Annotated in this window: 13 protein-coding genes; 10 read left to right on the top strand and 3 right to left on the bottom strand. The window is 72.4% G+C overall.

Annotation, left to right across the window (positions count from 1 at the left end; all coding sequences use genetic code 11):
• The first annotated feature begins 43 nt into the window (after window positions 1–43).
• Together CP970_RS05095 and CP970_RS05090 are read left to right on the top strand one after the other, a co-directional pair.
• Window positions 44–1,126, top strand: coding sequence for an NAD(P)H-dependent amine dehydrogenase family protein (locus tag CP970_RS05095; protein WP_055544373.1), 1,083 nt, complete (start codon window positions 44–46; stop codon window positions 1,124–1,126).
• An 8-nt stretch (window positions 1,127–1,134) separates the two neighbouring features.
• Complete coding sequence (locus CP970_RS05090; RefSeq protein ID WP_055544385.1) at window positions 1,135–1,614, top strand: carboxymuconolactone decarboxylase family protein; 480 nt, start codon at window positions 1,135–1,137, stop codon at window positions 1,612–1,614.
• Between the two features lie 15 nt (window positions 1,615–1,629).
• Here the strand turns inward: CP970_RS05090 and CP970_RS05085 are convergent, their stop codons facing one another.
• The gene (locus CP970_RS05085) at window positions 1,630–4,437 is read right to left on the bottom strand and encodes a M4 family metallopeptidase (RefSeq protein ID WP_055544374.1); all 2,808 of its coding nucleotides are present in this window, start codon (window positions 4,435–4,437) and stop codon (window positions 1,630–1,632) included.
• Between the two features lie 312 nt (window positions 4,438–4,749).
• Between CP970_RS05085 and CP970_RS05080 the strand changes: the two genes are divergently transcribed.
• Window positions 4,750–6,129: an MFS transporter gene (locus CP970_RS05080; RefSeq protein ID WP_055544375.1), complete on the top strand. Its 1,380-nt coding sequence runs from the start codon at window positions 4,750–4,752 to the stop codon at window positions 6,127–6,129.
• A gap of 50 nt (window positions 6,130–6,179) precedes the next feature.
• Window positions 6,180–8,084, top strand: a complete 1,905-nt coding sequence (locus CP970_RS05075) for a helix-turn-helix domain-containing protein (RefSeq protein WP_055544376.1) — start codon at window positions 6,180–6,182, stop codon at window positions 8,082–8,084.
• Here the strand turns inward: CP970_RS05075 and CP970_RS05070 are convergent.
• Window positions 8,053–8,979 (bottom strand): LysR family transcriptional regulator, encoded by a 927-nt coding sequence (locus tag CP970_RS05070; protein WP_055544377.1) that lies wholly within the window; start codon window positions 8,977–8,979, stop codon window positions 8,053–8,055. The two genes, CP970_RS05075 and CP970_RS05070, sit on opposite strands and share 32 nt — an antisense overlap.
• 70 nt (window positions 8,980–9,049) lie before the next feature.
• Between CP970_RS05070 and CP970_RS05065 the strand changes: the two genes are divergently transcribed.
• From CP970_RS05065 to CP970_RS05055, 3 genes are all read left to right on the top strand, one after another.
• Window positions 9,050–9,643, top strand: coding sequence for a maleylpyruvate isomerase family mycothiol-dependent enzyme (locus CP970_RS05065; protein WP_055544378.1), 594 nt, complete (start codon window positions 9,050–9,052; stop codon window positions 9,641–9,643).
• A gap of 98 nt (window positions 9,644–9,741) precedes the next feature.
• Window positions 9,742–11,397 (top strand): cytochrome bc1 complex cytochrome b subunit, encoded by a 1,656-nt coding sequence (gene qcrB / locus CP970_RS05060; protein ID WP_107098830.1) that lies wholly within the window; start codon window positions 9,742–9,744, stop codon window positions 11,395–11,397.
• A 93-nt stretch (window positions 11,398–11,490) separates the two neighbouring features.
• The gene (locus CP970_RS05055; protein WP_055544379.1) at window positions 11,491–12,339 is read left to right on the top strand and encodes a metallophosphoesterase family protein; all 849 of its coding nucleotides are present in this window, start codon (window positions 11,491–11,493) and stop codon (window positions 12,337–12,339) included.
• A gap of 1 nt (window position 12,340) precedes the next feature.
• On the opposite strand, the gene CP970_RS05050 is transcribed toward CP970_RS05055, so the two are convergent.
• Entirely contained in the window at window positions 12,341–14,188 is a 1,848-nt protein-coding gene (locus CP970_RS05050; RefSeq protein ID WP_055544380.1) for an NAD-binding protein, read from the bottom strand.
• Between the two features lie 312 nt (window positions 14,189–14,500).
• Between CP970_RS05050 and CP970_RS05045 the strand changes: the two genes are divergently transcribed.
• From CP970_RS05045 to CP970_RS05035, 3 genes are read left to right on the top strand one after another with little or no spacing between them, the layout of a single operon-like run.
• Window positions 14,501–15,640: a radical SAM protein gene (locus CP970_RS05045; RefSeq protein WP_150493001.1), complete on the top strand. Its 1,140-nt coding sequence runs from the start codon at window positions 14,501–14,503 to the stop codon at window positions 15,638–15,640.
• Complete coding sequence (locus CP970_RS05040) at window positions 15,637–16,344, top strand: iron-containing redox enzyme family protein (RefSeq protein ID WP_055555003.1); 708 nt, start codon at window positions 15,637–15,639, stop codon at window positions 16,342–16,344. Before CP970_RS05045 ends, CP970_RS05040 begins: the two co-directional genes overlap by 4 nt.
• 28 nt (window positions 16,345–16,372) lie before the next feature.
• Complete coding sequence (locus CP970_RS05035; protein WP_055555005.1) at window positions 16,373–17,926, top strand: MFS transporter; 1,554 nt, start codon at window positions 16,373–16,375, stop codon at window positions 17,924–17,926.
• Window positions 17,927–17,973 lie beyond the last annotated feature (47 nt).

The following is a 17,973-nucleotide window of genomic DNA, read 5'->3' as shown; positions in this document are numbered from 1 at the left end:
CCCGGCTCTGTCAACCCCAAGATCCCCCCGCTACCCTCCGCGCATGATTTCCACGGTGGTGTGGGGAACGGGCAATGTGGGCCGTGCGGCCATCCGTGCCGTCGAGGCGCATCCGGCGCTGGAACTCACGGCGGTGCTTGTGCACAGCGCGGGCAAGGTCGGCCGTGACGCCGGTGAACTCGCGAGCCTCGACCGGCGGTTGGGTGTCCTGGCGACCGATGACATCGACGCGGTCCTCGCGGCTGGGCCGCGTGCCGTGGTGTACGCGGCGTCCGGTGACATCCGCCCCGACGACGCGCTCGCCGACGTGGTCAAGGCCGTCGGGGCGGGGGCGGTGGTGGTGACGCCCGCGCTGTACGCGCTCTACGAACAGCGGGGCGCCCCGGCCGAGTTCAGGGATCCGGTGCTCGCCGCTGTCGCGTCGGGCGGCGGCTCGCTGTTCGTCTCGGGCGTGGACCCCGGCTGGGGCAACGACGTGCTGCCGCTCCTGGTCAGCGGACTCGGCTCCACCGTCGACGCCGTCCGCTGCCAGGAGATCTTCGACTACTCCACGTACGACCAGGAGGACTCGGTCCGCCAGCTGATCGGCATGGGCCACCCCATGGAGTACGAGCCGCTGATGCTCGCCGAGGGCGTCCCGACCATGGTGTGGGGCGGACAGATCCGGCTGATGGCCAGGGCGCTCGGCGCCGAACTCGACGAGATCCGCGAGACGTTGGAGCGCCGTGCGCTGGACGTCACCGTGGCGACCAGGACCATGGGGGAGTTCGCGGCGGGTACGCAGGGCGCGGTGCGGTTCGAGGTGCAGGGCGTCGTCGGCGGCGAACCCCGCATCGTCATCGAGCACATCACCCGCATCCACCCGTCCTGCGCCCCCGACTGGCCCGCCCCGCCCGACGGCGGCGACGGCGCGCACCGCGTGATCGTCGAGGGCCGCCCGCGCATCGAGGTCACCGTCGAGGCCACCGACGAGGGCGAGAACCGCGCGGCGGGCGGCAACGCCACCGCGGCGGGACGGCTCGTGAACGCCATCGACTGGCTCGTGGACGCCGAACCGGGCCTCTACGACGCGCTCGACGTCCCGCTGCGCCCCGCGGCGGGCCGACTCGGAAGGAAGCAGCCATGAACGCGGCCATGCGCATCGACATCCCCGACGGCAAGGAACCCATCGGATACGTGTGGGGCGAGATGGTCCCGGGCATCGGCATCGCCGCGTCCAACTTCTCGCTCGCGGTGTACGAGCACAGCACGCTCGGCCTGCGCGAGTTCGAGGCGGCGCGGCTGCGGGTCGCGCAGCTCAACGGCTGCGCCTTCTGCCTGGACTGGCGCACCGAGCGCGACGGCGAGAAGGTCGAGGAGGAGTTCGCGGACGCGGTGACCGGGTGGCGCACCACCGACGCCTTCGACGAACGCACCCGGCTCGCCGCGGAGTACGCGGAGCGGTACACCCTGGACCACCACGGCCTCGACGAGGAGTTCTGGCGGCGGATGACCGCGCACTACAGCCAGAGCGAGATCGTGGAGCTGAGCATGTGTGTCGGCTCGTGGCTGGCGTTCGGCAGGCTCAACCACGTGTTGGGCCTGGACAGCGTGTGCGTGCTGCCCAGGCCCTGACGCTCATACGTGTGATCAGCAGTTGCCCGCCGGGCGGGCCCGGGTCACCAGGTCGGTGTGGCCCGTCGTGCCGTCGATCCACACCACGCGCTTGCCGGTGTCGGCGGCGCCGTAGCTCTGCTCACCGCGGTTGCAGGACACCCGCGCCAGGCCCTTGCCGTCCAGGTCGGTCTGGACGAGCTTGGTGAGGTTGCTATTGCTCCAGCCCTGTTCGGGCTTCCACTGGGTCAGCGTCAGCGCGCTGTCGGAGGCGTCCACGCCCCAGAAGTAGGAGTTCTCGCTGTCCTCGGGGATGACGTCGGTCAGGCCGGTGCCGTCCAGCTTCGCGCGGCGCAGGCCCTGCCGGTTGTCGTCGGCGATGTCGTCGACCAGCCAGTACAGGTACTTTCCGTTGATCGTCGGCGTGGAGATGCCGAGGCGGCTCTCCTTGGCGGGGACCAGCGTCTGCTTGCCGGTGCGCACGTCCGTGATCTCGGTCGAGACCTGCTGGATGCCGTCCTTGTCGGTGTAGACCTTGGCGTACCCGAGCTTGGCGCCGCTCAGCGTGGGCAGCGCGGTGGCCACGTCGTAGCGGCCGCCGTCCACGAAGTGCGGCTCGCGCTCACCGGGCTTGATGTACGCGACGCGCTGCTGCCCGAAGGGGCTGGACTCCTGCCAGGCGACGGTGTCACCGGAGACCTTGACGTTGCCGACCGTCGTCCCCGCCGACCAGAGCTTCTTGACCGGGCCGCCCTTGAGCGGCCGCGTCAGGACCTCCACGCTGTCCGCGCCGTACGCGGCCCAGGCCACTGTCTTGCCGTCGGTGTCCGGATAGACGTGGAAGCGACCGTCGTTGGGGCTGAGCAGCTTCGGCGCGCCCTTGCCGTCGGTGCGGCCCGCGTAGACGGAGTACGGCTCGCCGCCCTCCTCGTCGGACTTGGACGTGGCCCACCAGCCGCCGCCCGCGCCCGCGCCGGTCCGCTTGGTGTTGAGGTCGCCGAGGAGCTTGTCGGAGTCGGCGCCGATGGCCTTCTCCCAGCCCTTCACGATGCCGTGCGCGTCGAAGGCCCGGGTGACCGAGCGCAGGTCCGCGCCCTTGACGCCGAGGTCCTTGGCGGCGGCGAGCACCGCGTTGCGGGCCTCGGTGAAGCCGTCGAGCGGGGTGAGGTACTCGGTGAGCGCCTTGTAGACGATGCGGTCGGCGCGCTTGCCGCCGAGGTCCTCACGGATGTCCCACAACGCACCCGAGAAGATGGTGGAGTTGAGATGCACGCCGCCGCTGTCGGTGGCGTAGGTGACGCCGAGGAAGTCCTTGGCGGTGGTGCGGCCGTCGTTGAGGTCGCGCATCGCGCAGTCCTTCGGCCCCTGCGTACGGCACAGGTCCTCGCCGATCAGGGAGGCCTCGGGGGCGCCCTCGTTGCCGGTGGCGTCGACGTCGATGGCGTTGCCGAAGTAGTCGGCGACGGCCTCGTTCAGGGCGCCGGACTGGCCGGTGTAGACGAGGCCCGCGGTGTGCTCGACGACGCCGTGGGTCATCTCGTGGCCGACCACGTCCAGGTCGGCGGAGAAGACCTTGTTCTCCTCGTCGCCGCCCCCGTAGACCATCTTCTGGCCGTCCCAGAAGGCGTTGACGAAGGGCAGGCCCTGATCCGTCACGCCCACCAGGGAGTTGATGGCCATGCCCTTGTCGTCCAGGCTGTCCCTGCCGTGCTTGGCCTTGTAGTAGTCGTAGACCTGCCCGGCCGCCCAGTGCGCGTCGACCGCGCCCGCCTCGGTGGCGTCCTTGCCGAACTCGGGCGTCGGCGACGTGACGTCCTTGAGGCCCGAAGGCCACTTGCCCGAGGCGTCGTTGGCGTCCACGTCACGCGCGTCGTACGTGGTGATGGGGTTCTTGCTGCCGCCCCACTGGCGGCGCTGGTCGATCAGACCGTACGCCCCGGTCTTCGCGTCCTTGGTGACGTCGAGGTCGACCTTGCTCCCGTCGAGCTTCACGCCGGAGCCCTGGGCGCCGGGGTGACCGGCCGGGGCGTCGTCGAAGGCCTGGATGCCGGAGTAACTGAGCACCGGGAATCCGGCGTTCGCGTCGACGTAGATCTCCTGCTTGACCGGCGCCCCGGTCGCGGGGTCCTCGCCGGTCACGGTGACGTGGTACGTCAGGACGCCCTTGCCCTCGGGAAGGACGACGAGGCCGTGGGACGTGCCGCGCAGTGAACTCTTCTTGCCCCGCTGCTTCTTGGTGCCCTCCGCGCGGTCCTTCGACGCGGGACCGCGCAGCTTGGTCCACTGGCCCGCCCCGCCCTGGGAGAGGCCCGAGAGGGCGGCCGCGGTGGCCCGCTCGACGGCGGTCCCCTCCGACACGTCGGCCTTGGCCCCCACCGTGAGCCCCGTGAAGTACTTGCCGGAGGTGCCGGTGACGACCCGGTCGCCGTCCTTCTCCGCCAGGCGCACCAGGTACTGGCCGCCGAGCACCGGTATGCCCCGGTGCTTCTGCTGGAAGCGCACGGCCTCGCCGGTCCGCCCGCGCACCGTCTTCCCCGCGGTCAGATCCCGCCGGGGGTCGGCTATGCGGTAGCGGCTCTTCTTCTCTTCGAGGTGCTTCTTCGCGGCGGCGGCCGCGCTGCCCGAGTCCTGTGCGGGCTCCTCGATCCCGTCCACCAGGGCGGGCGTCGCGGTGCGCTGGCCGGGTATCAGCTCGGGCACGGGGTCAGGGCCGGGGTCGGCGGCGTGGGCGACGGGCACGGCCATGGCGAGCAGCGCGGAGACGCCGAGCAGGGCGACACCACCGGCCGCGCCGGGTATGCCCGCCTTGCGAAGTCCCTTGGGTCTCTTGGGTGTTGTCCTCATGGGTGACTTGTTCACGTTCCCCTCTACGGCAGGGCCGCAGGTCGTGCGGCCCTCTTGATCATGAAGATGTCAGACGAATGTGGATCAAGTGATAACGCCGTGTCACAAGTTGCGCCAGAGGAACACCACCACGCGTACTTGGACAAAGAGTTGAACGCTCACGCCCCCGCGCCGGGACCACCGGCATGGCCGCGGCCACCATGCCGGGGGCGGCAACTGTGGTGCACCCGCACATGTGACGTTGACCTGCGGCTTCCTACCGTTTGGCGACATCGGAACGTCCCCGCCCACCACCATCCGGAAGTGGTGCACATGCCCACCACCGCTGAACCGCCGCGCGCCCTCGTCAGGATCGTCGCCGCGAGCCTCGTCGGCACCACCATCGAGTGGTACGACTTCTTCCTCTACGGCTCGGCCGCCGCGCTCGTCTTCAACACGCTGTTCTTCCCGTCGAGCGACCCCCTCGTCGGCACCCTCCTGTCCTTCCTCACCTACGCCGTGGGCTTCGCGGCCCGGCCGCTCGGCGGAGTCGTCTTCGGACACTTCGGCGACCGGGTGGGGCGCAAGCGGCTGCTCGTCATCAGCCTGCTGATGATGGGCGGCGCCACGTTCGCGATGGGGCTGCTCCCCACCCACGCGAGCATCGGCGTCGGCGCACCCGTCCTGCTCACCGTGTTGCGGCTGGTGCAGGGCTTCGCGCTCGGCGGGGAGTGGGGCGGCGCCGTGCTGCTCGTCTCCGAGCACGGCGGTGCCAAGAGCCGCGGGTTCTGGGCCTCCTGGCCGCAGGCGGGCGCGCCGGGCGGGAACCTGCTGGCCACCGGTGTGCTCGCGCTGCTCGCCGCCGTCCAGTCGGACGAGGCGTTCCTCGCCTGGGGGTGGCGCGTGCCGTTCCTGCTGTCCGGGGTGCTCGTGATGATCGGCCTGTGGATCCGCATCTCGGTCACCGAGTCACCGGTCTTCCTCGCCGCGCAGCGGAAGGCGGAGGCGGCCGCCGCCGCGGGGGCCGGGGAGAAGCCGCCCGTGGTCGAGGTGTTCCGCAAGAGCTGGCGCGAGGTGCTCATCGCGATCGGCACCCGCTTCGGCGAGAACATCTCCTACTACATCCTCACGGCCTTCGTCCTGGTCTACGTCACCGTGCACCTCGAACTCCCCAAGAGCGACGCCCTGAACGCGGTGCTCATCGGCTCCGCGTTCCACTTCGTCACCATCCCGCTGTGGGGCGCCCTCTCCGACCGCGTCGGGCGCCGTCCGGTGACGCTGATCGGCGCGCTCGGCATGGCGGGCTGGGCCTTCGCCTTCTTCGCGCTGCTCGACTCCCGTTCCTTCCCGGTCATCACGCTCGCGGTCACCGTCGGACTGCTCTTCCACGGCGCGATGTACGGGCCGCAGGCCGCGTTCATCTCCGAGCTCTTCGACACCAAGGTGCGCTACTCCGGCGCCTCGATGGGCTCCCAGCTCGCGTCCATCATCGGCGGCGCCCTCGCGCCGATCATCGCCGTGGAACTGCTCAAGGACTACGAGTCGGCGCTGCCCGTCGCCCTCTACATGTCCTGCGCGGCCCTCGTCACCGCCGTGACCGTACGGTTCGCCAGGGAGACCAAGGGTCGTGACCTGTCCAGGGACGAGGTCGTGGACGCGGCTCACGCGCGCCCCGCGGCGCAACCGCAGGGCTCCGTGCCCCTCGGCGGCTGACCGCCACCGCCCCATCGACCGCGGCCACCCCGTCGGGAGACGATCGCCCCATGCTCCCCACCACCCGAGGCAAGGACCACGCGGACCCCCCGGGCGGCCCGCGCGCTCTGCTCGACCTGCTCGACCGGGGCGCGCCCGCCGAGGAGTTCGCGCGCCCCGCGGCCCGCGCCCGCGAGGCCGGTGCCACCGCCGCCGAGCTCGCCGCGCTCGGCGAGGCCACCGAGGTGGCGCTGCGCGTCCACCGCACCCTGGGCGCGCACCGCCGCCGCGAGGCCGAACTCACCGCGCTCTTCGACACCGCGAGCGACCTGGCGGCGCTGCGCGACCCGGACGCCGTGCTCCGCGCCATCGTGCGCCGTGCGAAACTGCTGCTCGGCACCGACGTCACGTACCTCTCGCTCAACGACGAGAGCGCGGGCGACACCTACATGCGGGTGACCGACGGCAGTGTCGCCGCCGCATTCCAGCAGCTGCGGCTCGGCATGGGGGAGGGGCTCGGCGGACTCGTCGCGCAGACCGCACGGCCCTACGTCACCGGCGACTACCAGCAGGACCCCCGCTTCCACCACACCGACGCCATCGACGGCGCCGTCCTCCAGGAGGGGCTGCGGGCGATCCTCGGCGTGCCGCTGCGGCTCGGCGCGCGCGTCATCGGGGTCCTGTACGCCGCCGACCGCGCGGCCCGCGAGTTCGCGACGGAGGAGATCGTGCTGCTCTCCTCGCTCGCCGACCACGCCGCCATCGCCATCGACGGGGCCCGGCTCCTGGAGGAGACCCGCGCCGCGCTCGTCGACCTCAACGCCGCCAACGAGACGATCCGCGCGCACAGCAGCGCCATGCGCCGCGCCGAACAGGCCCACGACCAGCTCACCGACCTCGTGCTGCGCGGCGGCGACGCGGGCGACGTGGCCGACGGCATCGCCGCCCTGCTCGACGGCGGCGCCCTCATCCACGACGCGGACGGCGTGGAACTGGCCCGCACCGCGACCGATCCGCTCGCCCCGCCCGCCCAGGCCGTCGCCGCGTCACGGGCCAGCGGCCGCGCGGTCCCGCAGGACGGCACCTGGGTGTGCGCGGTCCTCGCGGGGCCCGAACTCCTCGGCAGCATCGCCCTGACGGGCCGGGCCGAACTCGCCGAGTCCGACCGGCGGCTCTTCGAGCGCGCGAGCGTCGTCACCGCGCTGCTGCTCCTGCTGCGCCGGTCCGTGGCCGAGACCGAGGACCGGGTGCGCGGCGAGCTCCTCGGCGATCTGCTGTCCACCACCGGCGACCCCTCGGGCTTCGCGGGCCGGGCCCGCCGCCTCGGCATAAGCCTTGAGGGGCCGCTCGCGGTGTTCGTCGCGCACAGCGAGAGCGTGCCCCGGCGACGGCTGCTCGCCGCCGCGCACCGCACGGCCCGCGCGCACAGCGGCCTCGCCGGGGCGCACCACGACGACGTGGTGCTCGTGACGCCCGCCCGGAGCCCGGGAGCGGCCGTCCACCCGCTCGCCGCCGAACTGGGCCAGGCCGTCGGCGCCCCGGTCACCGTCGGCGCCGCGGGCCCTGTCACGGGCCCCGGAGGGCTGCCCGCCGCGCACGCCGAGGCCCTGCGCTGCCTCTCCGCGCTGCGTGCCCTCGGCCACACCGGGCGCGGCGCCGCCCTCACCGACCTCGGCTTCGTCGGCCTGCTCATCGGCGAACAGGCCGATCTGGGCGGCTACGTCAGGGCGACCCTCGGCCCCCTCATCGACTACGACGCCGAACGCGGCACCGATCTCGTACGCACCCTGGAGGCGTACTTCGGCAAGGACCGCAGCCTCACCAAGGCCAAGACCGCGCTGCACGTCCATGTGAACACGGTGGTGCAGCGCCTGGAACGCGTCGCGCGGCTCCTCGGCGACGACTGGAACACGCCCGCCCGCACCCTGGAGATCCAACTCGCCCTCAGACTGCACCGGTTGACGCCACCGGGGTGAGCTTCTCGCGCAGCCTGTCGAGCAGGGCGCGGGCCGCGGGGCTCGCGGGCCCGTCCGTCCGCCGGGCCAGCGCGATCCTGCCGCGCGAGCGCGGCTCCGTGATCTCCAACGACCGCAGTCCGAACGCCGCGGCCTCCTCGTCGCAGAGCCCGGGCAGCACGGCCACGCCGAGACCGCGCACCGCGAGCCGCGCGAGGACCTCGGGGGCCGCCGCCTCGAAGGTGATCCGGGGCGTGAACCCGGCCTGCGCGCAAGCCCGGTCGAGGACGCCGCGCACACCCGTGCCGCGCGGCAGGCTGATCAGCGGGCGTTCCGCGAGTTCGGCAAGGGGCACCTCCGTACGGTCGGCGGGCGCGAGGAGCGGGTCGCCGGGCGCCATGACGGCGACCAGCGGCTCGTCGATCACGATGTGCAGGCAGATGCCGGGCGGCGGCTCCGCCGCGTCGACGCCGAGGAGCGCCATGTCCAGCTCGCCCCCGCGCAGCGCGGCGAGCATCCGCTCCGAGGAGTCCTCGGTGAGGGAGATCTCGACCTGGGGATGCGCGTCGTGGAAGTCGGCGAGCACCGACACCACGTCGAACTCGTGGACGGCGGCGCCCGACACGAGACCGAGCGTGACCTGGCCGCGCAGCAGCCCGGTGAACTCGTCGGCCGTCCGCCGCGCCCCCTCTTCGGCGGCGAGCGCGGCCCGCGCGTACGGCAGCAGCGCCCTGCCCACCTCCGTGGGCGTCACCTTCCGGCCCGAGCGGTCGAGGAGCCGGTGACCCAGCTCCCGCTCCAACTGCCGTATCTGCGCGCTCACTCCGGGCTGAGCCAGATGCAGCCGGGCGGCGGCACGGGTGAAGTTGGCCTCCTCCACCACGGCGACGAAGTACCGCAACTGCCGAAGTTCCATAACTGATGATGCTAGTAGTGAGCACAGATGACTCTTGGACTTATCGCCGGACCTTGATCAGCCTGGAACCATGGGTAACGACGACACCGAAGTCAGGGCCGCGATCGCCGCCGAACGCAGGGAACTCGCCGACCTCTTCGACGGGCTGAGCGCCGAGCAGTGGGACATGCCCTCGCTCTGCGCGGGCTGGCGGGTGCGCGAGGTCGTGGCCCACATGTCCCTGGGCTTCCGTTACTCCCTGCCCGGCGTCCTCGCCGAACTCGTCAAGGCGCGCGGCAGCCTGCACCGCATGACCGACCGCCGCGCCCGCGCGGACGCCGCCGCGTTCACGACCGCCGAACTCGCCGCCCTGCTCAGGGACAACGCGCACCACCCCTGGACGCCCCCGGTCGGCGGCTACGTGAACGCGCTCGGCCACGACGTGGTGCACGGCCTCGACGTCACCGTCGCGCTCGGCCTGGACCGGCGGGTCCCCCTCGACCGTGTACGCGTCCTCCTGGACCACGTCACGCCCAAGACCCTCAGGTTCTTCGGCGCCGACGTCACGGGCGTCGCCCTGCACGCCGACGACCTCGACTGGTCCTACGGCACCGGCACGCCCCTGCGCGGCCGCGCGCAGGACCTGCTGCTCCTCGCGTACGGCCGCAAGGTCTCGATGACCTGAACCGAACTCGCGTCCTCGCCGGGCCAGTTGTCACATCCGGGCCTGTTGGATACGTCATACATGCGACCTACGCTGGTAGCCGCCTGAAAGGGAGTCGCATGAGCGGACGCATCGAGCGCACCGGGGCACGTGGACTACCCGCACGGCCGGGGAAGCCCGGCAGAGGCGAGCGGGTCGCCGACTGGGCTGACGGGCGGCTCGGCATCAACACCCTCGCCAAGAGCCAGATGCGGAAGATCTTCCCCGACCACTGGTCGTTCATGTTCGGGGAGATCTGCCTCTACAGCTTCCTGATCCTCATCCTCACCGGGACCTATCTGACCCTCTTCTTCGAGCCGAGCATGGCCGAAGTGACGTACGACGGTACCTATGTGCCGCTCAAGGGCCTGCTCGTGTCCCGGGCCTACGAGTCCACGGTGGACATCAGCATGGAGGTGCGCGGCGGACTGCTCATCCGGCAGATCCACCACTGGGCGGCGCTCGTCTTCGTCGCCGCGATGCTCGCGCACATGATGCGGGTGTTCTTCACCGGGGCCTTCCGCAAGCCGCGCGAGGTCAACTGGATGTTCGGTTGGACGCTGTTGTTCCTCGGCATCATCACGGGCCTCACCGGCTACTCGCTGCCCGACGACATGCTCTCCGGCACCGGCATCCGCTTCGCGCAGGGCGCCATCCTCTCCATCCCCGTCATCGGGACGTACATCTCCTTCTTCCTGTTCGGAGGGGAGTTCCCGGGGGAGGACATCATCGCGCGGTTCTATCCGATCCACATCCTGCTGCTGCCCGGCATCATGCTGGGGCTCGTCGTCGCGCATCTGATCCTGGTCTTCTACCACAAGCACACCCAGTTCGCCGGGCCCGGCAGAACCGAGAAGAACGTGGTCGGGGCGCCGTTCCTGCCCATCTACATCGCCAAGGCGGGCGGCTTCTTCTTCCTCGTCTTCGGGGTGCTCGCGATCATGGGCGCGGTCGCCACCATCAACCCGGTCTGGCTGATCGGCCCCTACCGGCCCGACCTGGTCTCCACCGGCGCTCAACCCGACTGGTACCTCGGGTTCTCCGAGGGGCTGATCCGGGTGATGCCCAGCTGGGAGATCAACGCCTGGGGGCACACGCTCAACCTGGGCGTCTTCATCCCCTTCATGCTCTTCCCGCTGGTGCTGCTCGCCATCGGCGTCTATCCGTTCATCGAGGCATGGGTCAAGGGCGACAAGCGCGAGCACCACATCGCGGACCGGCCGCGCAATGCGCCCGTGCGGACCGGGCTCGGCGTGGCCTGGCTCGCGCTGTTCGCCGTGCTGATGGTCGGCGGCGGCAACGACCTGTGGGCCACCCGCTTCGGCCTCTCCATCAACGTCATCACCTGGTTCGTGCGGATCGGCTGCTTCGCCGTGCCCGCCGCCGCGTTCTTCGTGACGCACCGGATCTGTATGGGACTTCAGCGCCGCGACCGCGACAAGGTGCTGCACGGCCGCGAGACAGGCACCATCAAGCGGCTGCCGCACGGCGAGTACATCGAGGTCCACGAGTCGCTCTCGCAGGCCGAGTTGTACACCCTGACAGCCCATGAGCAGCCCCGGCCCTACGAGATAGGACCCCTGGTCGACGCCAACGGCGTCGCCCGCAAGGTCGGCCGCTCCGACCGGCTGCGGGCCCGGCTTGCCCGCGCCATGTACGGGCCCAAGGCCCAGGTGCCGAAGGCGACTGTGGAGGAGTACCTGGCGATCCAACGAGGTGAGGGCGAGCACCACTGAGCAGCGGCGGGCGGGCCGGGGCGGGCGGCGGCCGGTGCGTGGCGGGGGACCGGCCGCCGTTTTCGGGATCAACTCGGTTAGCCTCACGGAGTGATGGCATCCGACAAGACTCCGAAGCTGCTCGCGATCAGTGACCTGCACGTGGCCTATCAGGACAACAGGGACTACGTCGAGTCCCTGCGGCCCGAAACCGACGAGGACTGGCTGATAGTCGCCGGTGACGTGGCCGAGCGCATGGCCGACATCGAGTGGGCGCTGCGCACGCTCACCGAACGGTTCGCCAAGGTGGTGTGGTCGCCGGGCAACCACGAGCTGTGGACTCCCAAGGACGACCCGGTCCAGCTGCGCGGCGAGGCGCGCTACCAGCATCTCGTCCAGCTCTGCCGGTCGTTGGGGGCACTCACCCCCGAGGATCCGTATCCCGTGTGGCGCGGCGCGGGCGGACCGGTCACGGTGGCGCCGCTGTTCCTGCTCTACGACTACAGCTTCCGGCCCGAGGGTACGTACACCAAGGAACAGGCGCTCAAGGCCGCCCACGAGGCGGGCGTCGTCTGCACCGACGAGTACTTCCTGCACCCCGACCCGTTCGAGACCCGGGACGACTGGTCGAGGGCCCGCGTCGAACTCACCGCGAAGCGGCTCGACGCACGCACCCCCGGTCTGCCCACCATCCTCATCAACCACTGGCCGCTGCTCCGCGAACCCACCCGGATCCTGCGCTACCCCGAGTTCGCCCTGTGGTGCGGCACCGAACTGACCGCCGACTGGCACCTGAAGTACGACGCCGAGGCCGTCGTCTACGGCCATCTGCACATCCCGCGCACCACCTGGCACGACGGCGTGCGGCACGTCGAGGCGTCCGTCGGCTATCCGCGCGAGTGGCGCAGGGACTTCCACCCCGACCCGCACCTGCGGCAGATCCTGCCCGCGCCCGCGGAGTAGGTCACGAAGAGGCGGGCAGCGGCCTGCGGGCGAGGAGTTCGGCCAGGCCCTGCCGGGTGGCGGCCAGTACGACGCGGTCGCTGGGCCGCAGCTCGTACTCCGGGTCGAGCTCCCACTCCAGGCCCGAGGAGCGCTCCAGGGCGACCACCCGCCACGCCCCGGGACGGAACACCCCCGCGACGGTCCGGCCCGCGAGCTGTGGCTGCCGCTCGACGTCGAGCACCGCGAAGAGCAGCACCGAGCGCTCCACGGGCAGCGCGCCGAGGATCTGGCGGCCCATCATCGCCCCGGCGAACGCGGGCGCGGCGAGCGCGGACACGCTGCGGCTGCGCGTGAGGGCGCCCGGGTGCGCGGCCCGCAGCGTGCGGTAGACGGCGGTGGCGAACTCGTCGTCGTACAGACGCAGCGCCACCCGCAGATCGGGCTTGACCGCCCGTGCGTACAGGGCCGCTTCGAGGTTGATGGTGTCCGCGCTGGTGAGCGCGAGCAGGGCGTGCGCGCGATGGATCTTGGCCGCCTCCAGGACGCCCTCCTCCGTCACGTCGCCGATCACCGTGGGCACGCGCAGCCGCCGCGCGAGCGAGACGCCGCGCGCCTCGGGGTCGGCCTCCACGCACACCACCGGGATGTCCAGCTCGCGCAGCCGCGCGAGGACCCGGGTACCGATCTTGCCGAGCCCGAGCAGCACGACGTGCCCCGAGAGACCGCGCGGCGGACGGCGCAGCGAGGAGGCGGTGCGGAAGGTGCCGAGGGCCTCCAGGACGGCGGCGAACAGGATCGGCAGGAGCAGCAGCCCGACGAGACCGGCCAGGAGCTGGAGGATCTGTCGGCTGGCCGGGCCCTCGGTCGCCGGGTCGTTGATCGAGAAGAGGTCGAGGAGGGTCAGGTACGTCGCGTGCAGCGGACTGGTGTCCGCGGTCGTGACGATCGAGGCGATCGCCATGCCGAGCACCGCGGCGGCGAATCCGGCGACCGACCAGCGAAGACGCCGTGAGAACAGCTGGCGCAGCGGTACGCCGCGCCCCGCGAGGAACCCGGGCGGCGGCGTGGCACCGGAGTACGACACGGCTTCGAGGACCAGCGCGCCACGGCCCGGCGCCGCGGCCACGGCGGCGTCGTCGGGAAGCAGCAGCGGCCCCGCTTCGCCGCCCGCGCGGTCCGAACCCTCGGAGCCCGCGGGGTCGTTGGCGGTCGAGGAGAGCAGAGCGAGGGTCGCGAGGCCGCGCGGCGCCACCGTGCCCGTCGCGGGCGGCGTACGTTCCACGGCGCGCAGCAGCAGCCCGTCGGCGTGCACGACCTTGCTGGTCCCGGCGACGGCGGTGGCCGCGAGCGCGGGGGCCGCGGTGTCGGCGTCGGACAGGACGGTGACGCTGGAGGCGGCCGCGGCCAGGCCCGCGACGGCCGCCGCCTGGTCGAGCAGGTCCTCCAGGTACTGGCCGAGCTTGCGGTTGTAGAGCCGGATCACCAGGCGCAGACAGGGGTTGAGCCGTCGCGCGGCGAGCGCGGTGCGGATGTTGGTCTCGTCGTCGTCATGCATGAGCGCGAGCGCGGCGGCCTGCGGGACGCCCGCGTCCACCAGGACGTCGTCGGTGAGTTCGACCGCTTCGATGGTCCGCGGCACACCGCCGTCGCCTTCGCCGTTCCCCTGGCCGTTGCCGCCCGCGTTCCCCGTGGTGCGGGAGACGGCCGCGGTGATGCGCCCGAGCAGCGCGGTGGCCCGCCCCGTCGCCTGGGCCCGCTCGCCCCGTCCCGCGGGCGGCACGACGAGCGTCACCTGCTCGCCGTAGACACCGCGCAGTTCGGCGGCGAGCCGGTGGGCGAGGGCGTTGTCGCCGCCGCACACGACCATGTGACCGGTGGCGGGGGACGGCGGGCGCTGTGGGGGAAGCGATGATGCGTACGACACACGGAGAAGAGTGCCTCAACGCGCCGCGCGGTTCCCCTCGGCGCACGGGTGATCACCCGTCAACGCGTCGTACTCATGCCCGAATTGGTCCCCGTATCGATGCCGATGGGACGCTCTGGGACGCCCCGGAGCAAGGGTTCCGCAACCACGTACATACCGGTGGACAAGCCGCCTCGGCGAAGCTCGGGAACACAGGAGGTCAGGTCCGGCCGGTTCGCGCGGCGGAAGGACCCGGCGCCGGGAGGAGGCGGTCCCATGCATCTGGTCGAACTGCTCGCGGCGCGGTCGAGGCCCGCGGCCGCCCTCCTGATGACGCTCACCAGGCGGTGCCCGCTCTCCTGCGCGCACTGCTCCACCGCGTCCACGACGGACTCCGAACAACTCGACGCGGCGCCCCTGACCACCTTCGTCGCGACCTTCACCCCCGAGGACCGGCCGGACTTCCTGCTCCTGACCGGCGGCGAGCCGCTGCTCAGGCCGCGCCTGGTCGAGGACCTCGCGCACCGGGCCCGCGCGGCGGGCACCCGCACCCAGCTCCTCACCGGCATGTTCTTCGCCCGCGCCACCCGTACCCCGGCCCCCGTCGCGGCGGCCCTCGCAGCCGTCGACCACGTGGCCGCCAGCCTCGACGCCTTCCACGAGGCGGAGGTGCCCCGCGCCCGCGTCTTCGGCGTGCTGCGCGGCCTGCTCGACGCGGGCAAGGACGTGAGCGTGCAAGTCACCGGGCTGGGCCCGGACGACCCGTATCTGGCCGATGTCACCGACGACATCCGCCGCACCTTCGGCGACCGCGTGCCGGTCCTGGCGGCCGAGGTGCGGGCGGCGGGCCGGGCCGCGCAGTGGCTGTCCGCCGCCCCTTCCGCCCCCGCCCCCGCCGTCCCCGCCGCCGACGTGCCCCAAGGCGCCGCGCCGTGCGCGATGGCCGCCTGGCCCGTCGTCGCCTTCGACGGGACCGTGGTCGCCTGCTGCAACCAGAACGTCGTGGACGGCCGGGGCGGACGCCTCGCGGGCCCCGCCGGAGAGTTCCCCGGCCACCTCCGTCTCGGCCACGTCGCCGACGACGGCTGGCCCGCCGTGCGCCGAGCACTTGTCGAGCGCCCGCTGCTGCGCGGCATCAGGGCGTTCGGCCCGCAGTACCTCGCCAGGGCGCTGGCGCCGGACGCCGACTCCGGCCGGGAGTGCGCCGGTTACTGCGGTACGTGCGTGTCGGTCCTGGCCGCGCCGGGTGCCGCGGCCGCCGCCGACGCCTTCATGGCGCGCGCGGGCACCCGCGTACTGGAGCGGGAGATCAACCGGCTCGTCGAGGAACGCGGCGCCGACGGCTTCCTCGCCCGGCACACGGTCGCCGCCTACCGGGACCTCGCCGCTCTCGGTGCCCCGGCAGGTCCCGCGTGAGCGGCGCGGGCGCCCGGGTCGACGCCGCGCTGGGGCTGCTCATGCCCGGCCTGCACGCCGCCGTCGACCGGGTCTGGGAGGTGCCCGAACCCGACCGGATCTACCCGGAGTTCCTCGTCACGACCCACCACATCATCCGTGCGTCCGTCCCGCTGATGACCGTCGCGCGGACCCGCTGCGCCGAGCTCGCCCGGCACGGCGCCGACCCGGTGGCCGAGGCCCTGATCCCGTACTGGGAGCACCACATCGCCGAGGAGAGGGGCCACGACACCTGGGTGTGCGAGGACCTCGCCGCCCTCGGACACGACCCGGGCCGGGTCTGGCGGCGGATCCCGTCCGGCGCGGTGGCCAGGCTCTGCGGGGTCCCCTACCTCTGGATCGGAGGGCAGCACCCCGTCTGCCTCCTCGGCTACCAGGCGGTCCTGGAGGGCAGCCCGCCACGGCCCGACGTCGCCGAGGTGCTCGGCGCCCGCACCGGCCATCCGCGCGCGGCCTTCCGCACCCTGGCCCGGCACGCGGCGGCCGACGTCGGCCACGGCGCCGAACTCCTCGGCCTCCTCGACGAACTCCCCCTGGAAGAACGCCTTTCGGCGGCCGTGGTCCGCTCCGCGCTGCACACGGTGCGCTCGGTGGTGCGGGTCTTCGAGGAGCTCGTCCAGCCGTACGCCCCCGCGACGCACCTCGGCAGCGAAGGAGCCCGGTGATGAACCCCCGCAGCGAAGGCGCCTCGTGATGGCCGGGCCGCCCGCGATGGCCGCGGCGCTGCGGCACCGCCGCTTCCGCGTGCTCTTCGCCAGCCAGGTGGTCTCCAGCGTCGGGGACTGGCTGGACTACCTCGCGCTGATCGTGCTCGTCACCTACGTCTGGGACCAGGGCGCGGGCGCGCTCGCCGCGGTCAGCGTGGCCACCGCGGTGCCGCTGGTGCTGCTCGCCCCGGTGGCGGGCGCGGTCGCCGACCGGACCCGGGACCGCAAGGCCGTCCTGATCGGCTGCGACGTGGCGCGCGCCGCCCTCGTGCTCGGCTTCCTCGCCGCGCCGGGGCTGCCCGTGCTGCTCACCCTCGTCGTGCTCAAGGTCTCCTTCTCGGCCCTGTTCAACCCGGCGTACCAGAGCACACTGCGCTCGGTGGTGCCCGAGCGGGACATGCTCTCCGCGATGTCCCTGACCGTCTTCGCCAACCAGGCGGCGAAGGTCGCGGGCCCCGCGCTCAGCGGACTCGTCGTCGCCCTGTGGGGCGTGCGCGCCGCCTTCGTGGCCGACGCGGCGACCTTCGTGGTCTCCGGGCTGCTGCTCTGCGCCGTACGCCTGCCCAAGCGCTCCGCGCGCCAGGAGACGGCGGACGGCGAGCCGGCTGCCGGGCGCGCTGCGCCCCCCGACGCCAGGGGCAAGCTGTGGGCCGAGACCGTCGAGGGCGTCGCCTTCATCGCGCGCACGCCCGCGCTGATCGCCGTGATCGGCAGCATGGCGGCCACGCTCTTCCTGGTGCTCGCCTTCGACACGCTGTCGCCGCTCGCCATGCGCGAACTCGACGTGGGCGAACAGGACCTGGGGTACGTGGTGGCGGCCGTCGGGCTCGGCGCCGTGCTCGGCACGCTGGCCATCAGCCAGTGGGGCACGCGGGTGCGGCCCTTCGTCCTGCTCGGGGCGGCGCAGCTCCTGGTCGGCGCGCTCGTCGGGGTCATCGGGATCGGCCTCGCGGTGGGGGCGGGCGGGCACGCCCTGCTCTGGATGGCCGTCGCGTTCGGCGTGGGCTTCGCCGCGGCCGGGATCATGGTCGTCTTCCCGTACGTGCTGCACAGGGAGACTCCGCAGGAGCTCATCGGGCGCGTGACGTCGACCGCGAACGCCTTCCCCGTGCTGCTGCAGCTCGCGGCGCCGCCGCTCGGCGCGCTGCTCGCGGGGTGGTTCAGCGTCGGCTTCGTCTTCCGGACGGCGGGCGCGGTGCTCTGCGCCGTCGGCGTGGTGGTGTGGATCTACGGGAGGGGCGAGAAGGTGGCCGGTGACGGGAGCAAGGACCTCGACGGGGCGCGCGGCGACGCCGGGAGCACCGGGGAGCCGGGGCAGGACCGGGGAACGGAGACCGACCGCGGCGGACAGAACCTGGAGCTGCTGCGCGGCGCGGGCTTCCCCGTCGACCAACTGCCCGACGGGCAGCGCGCGGCGCTGTCCGGGCTCAGCGACGAGGAGGTGGCGACCCTGATCGACGTGCAGTCCCGGATCCAGGCGCGCGCCCCCGAGGTGGAGGCGCACAGCATGGAGCCGATCATCGGCGGCGTGCTGTTCTGAGGAGCGGGGGACAGGGGGTGCCGAAGAGTCCTGAGACCGTCCGAGGG

It is taken from the genome of Streptomyces kanamyceticus (assembly GCF_008704495.1).
Taxonomy (GTDB): domain Bacteria; phylum Actinomycetota; class Actinomycetes; order Streptomycetales; family Streptomycetaceae; genus Streptomyces; species Streptomyces kanamyceticus.
Note: the sequence above shows the minus strand (reverse complement) of the source record. Positions and strands in the feature narration are given on the sequence as shown.

Coding starts and splice junctions, on each gene's coding strand:
- CP970_RS05095 (WP_055544373.1), top strand. CDS start 44: ATGATTTCCACGGTGGTGTGGGGAACGGGCAATGTGGGCCGTGCGGCC.
- CP970_RS05090 (WP_055544385.1), top strand. CDS start 1,135: ATGCGCATCGACATCCCCGACGGCAAGGAACCCATCGGATACGTGTGG.
- CP970_RS05085 (WP_055544374.1), bottom strand. CDS start 4,437: ATGAGGACAACACCCAAGAGACCCAAGGGACTTCGCAAGGCGGGCATA.
- CP970_RS05080 (WP_055544375.1), top strand. CDS start 4,750: ATGCCCACCACCGCTGAACCGCCGCGCGCCCTCGTCAGGATCGTCGCC.
- CP970_RS05075 (WP_055544376.1), top strand. CDS start 6,180: ATGCTCCCCACCACCCGAGGCAAGGACCACGCGGACCCCCCGGGCGGC.
- CP970_RS05070 (WP_055544377.1), bottom strand. CDS start 8,979: ATGGAACTTCGGCAGTTGCGGTACTTCGTCGCCGTGGTGGAGGAGGCC.
- CP970_RS05065 (WP_055544378.1), top strand. CDS start 9,050: ATGGGTAACGACGACACCGAAGTCAGGGCCGCGATCGCCGCCGAACGC.
- qcrB (WP_107098830.1), top strand. CDS start 9,742: ATGAGCGGACGCATCGAGCGCACCGGGGCACGTGGACTACCCGCACGG.
- CP970_RS05055 (WP_055544379.1), top strand. CDS start 11,491: ATGGCATCCGACAAGACTCCGAAGCTGCTCGCGATCAGTGACCTGCAC.
- CP970_RS05050 (WP_055544380.1), bottom strand. CDS start 14,188: ATGGTCGTGTGCGGCGGCGACAACGCCCTCGCCCACCGGCTCGCCGCC.
- CP970_RS05045 (WP_150493001.1), top strand. CDS start 14,501: ATGCATCTGGTCGAACTGCTCGCGGCGCGGTCGAGGCCCGCGGCCGCC.
- CP970_RS05035 (WP_055555005.1), top strand. CDS start 16,373: ATGGCCGGGCCGCCCGCGATGGCCGCGGCGCTGCGGCACCGCCGCTTC.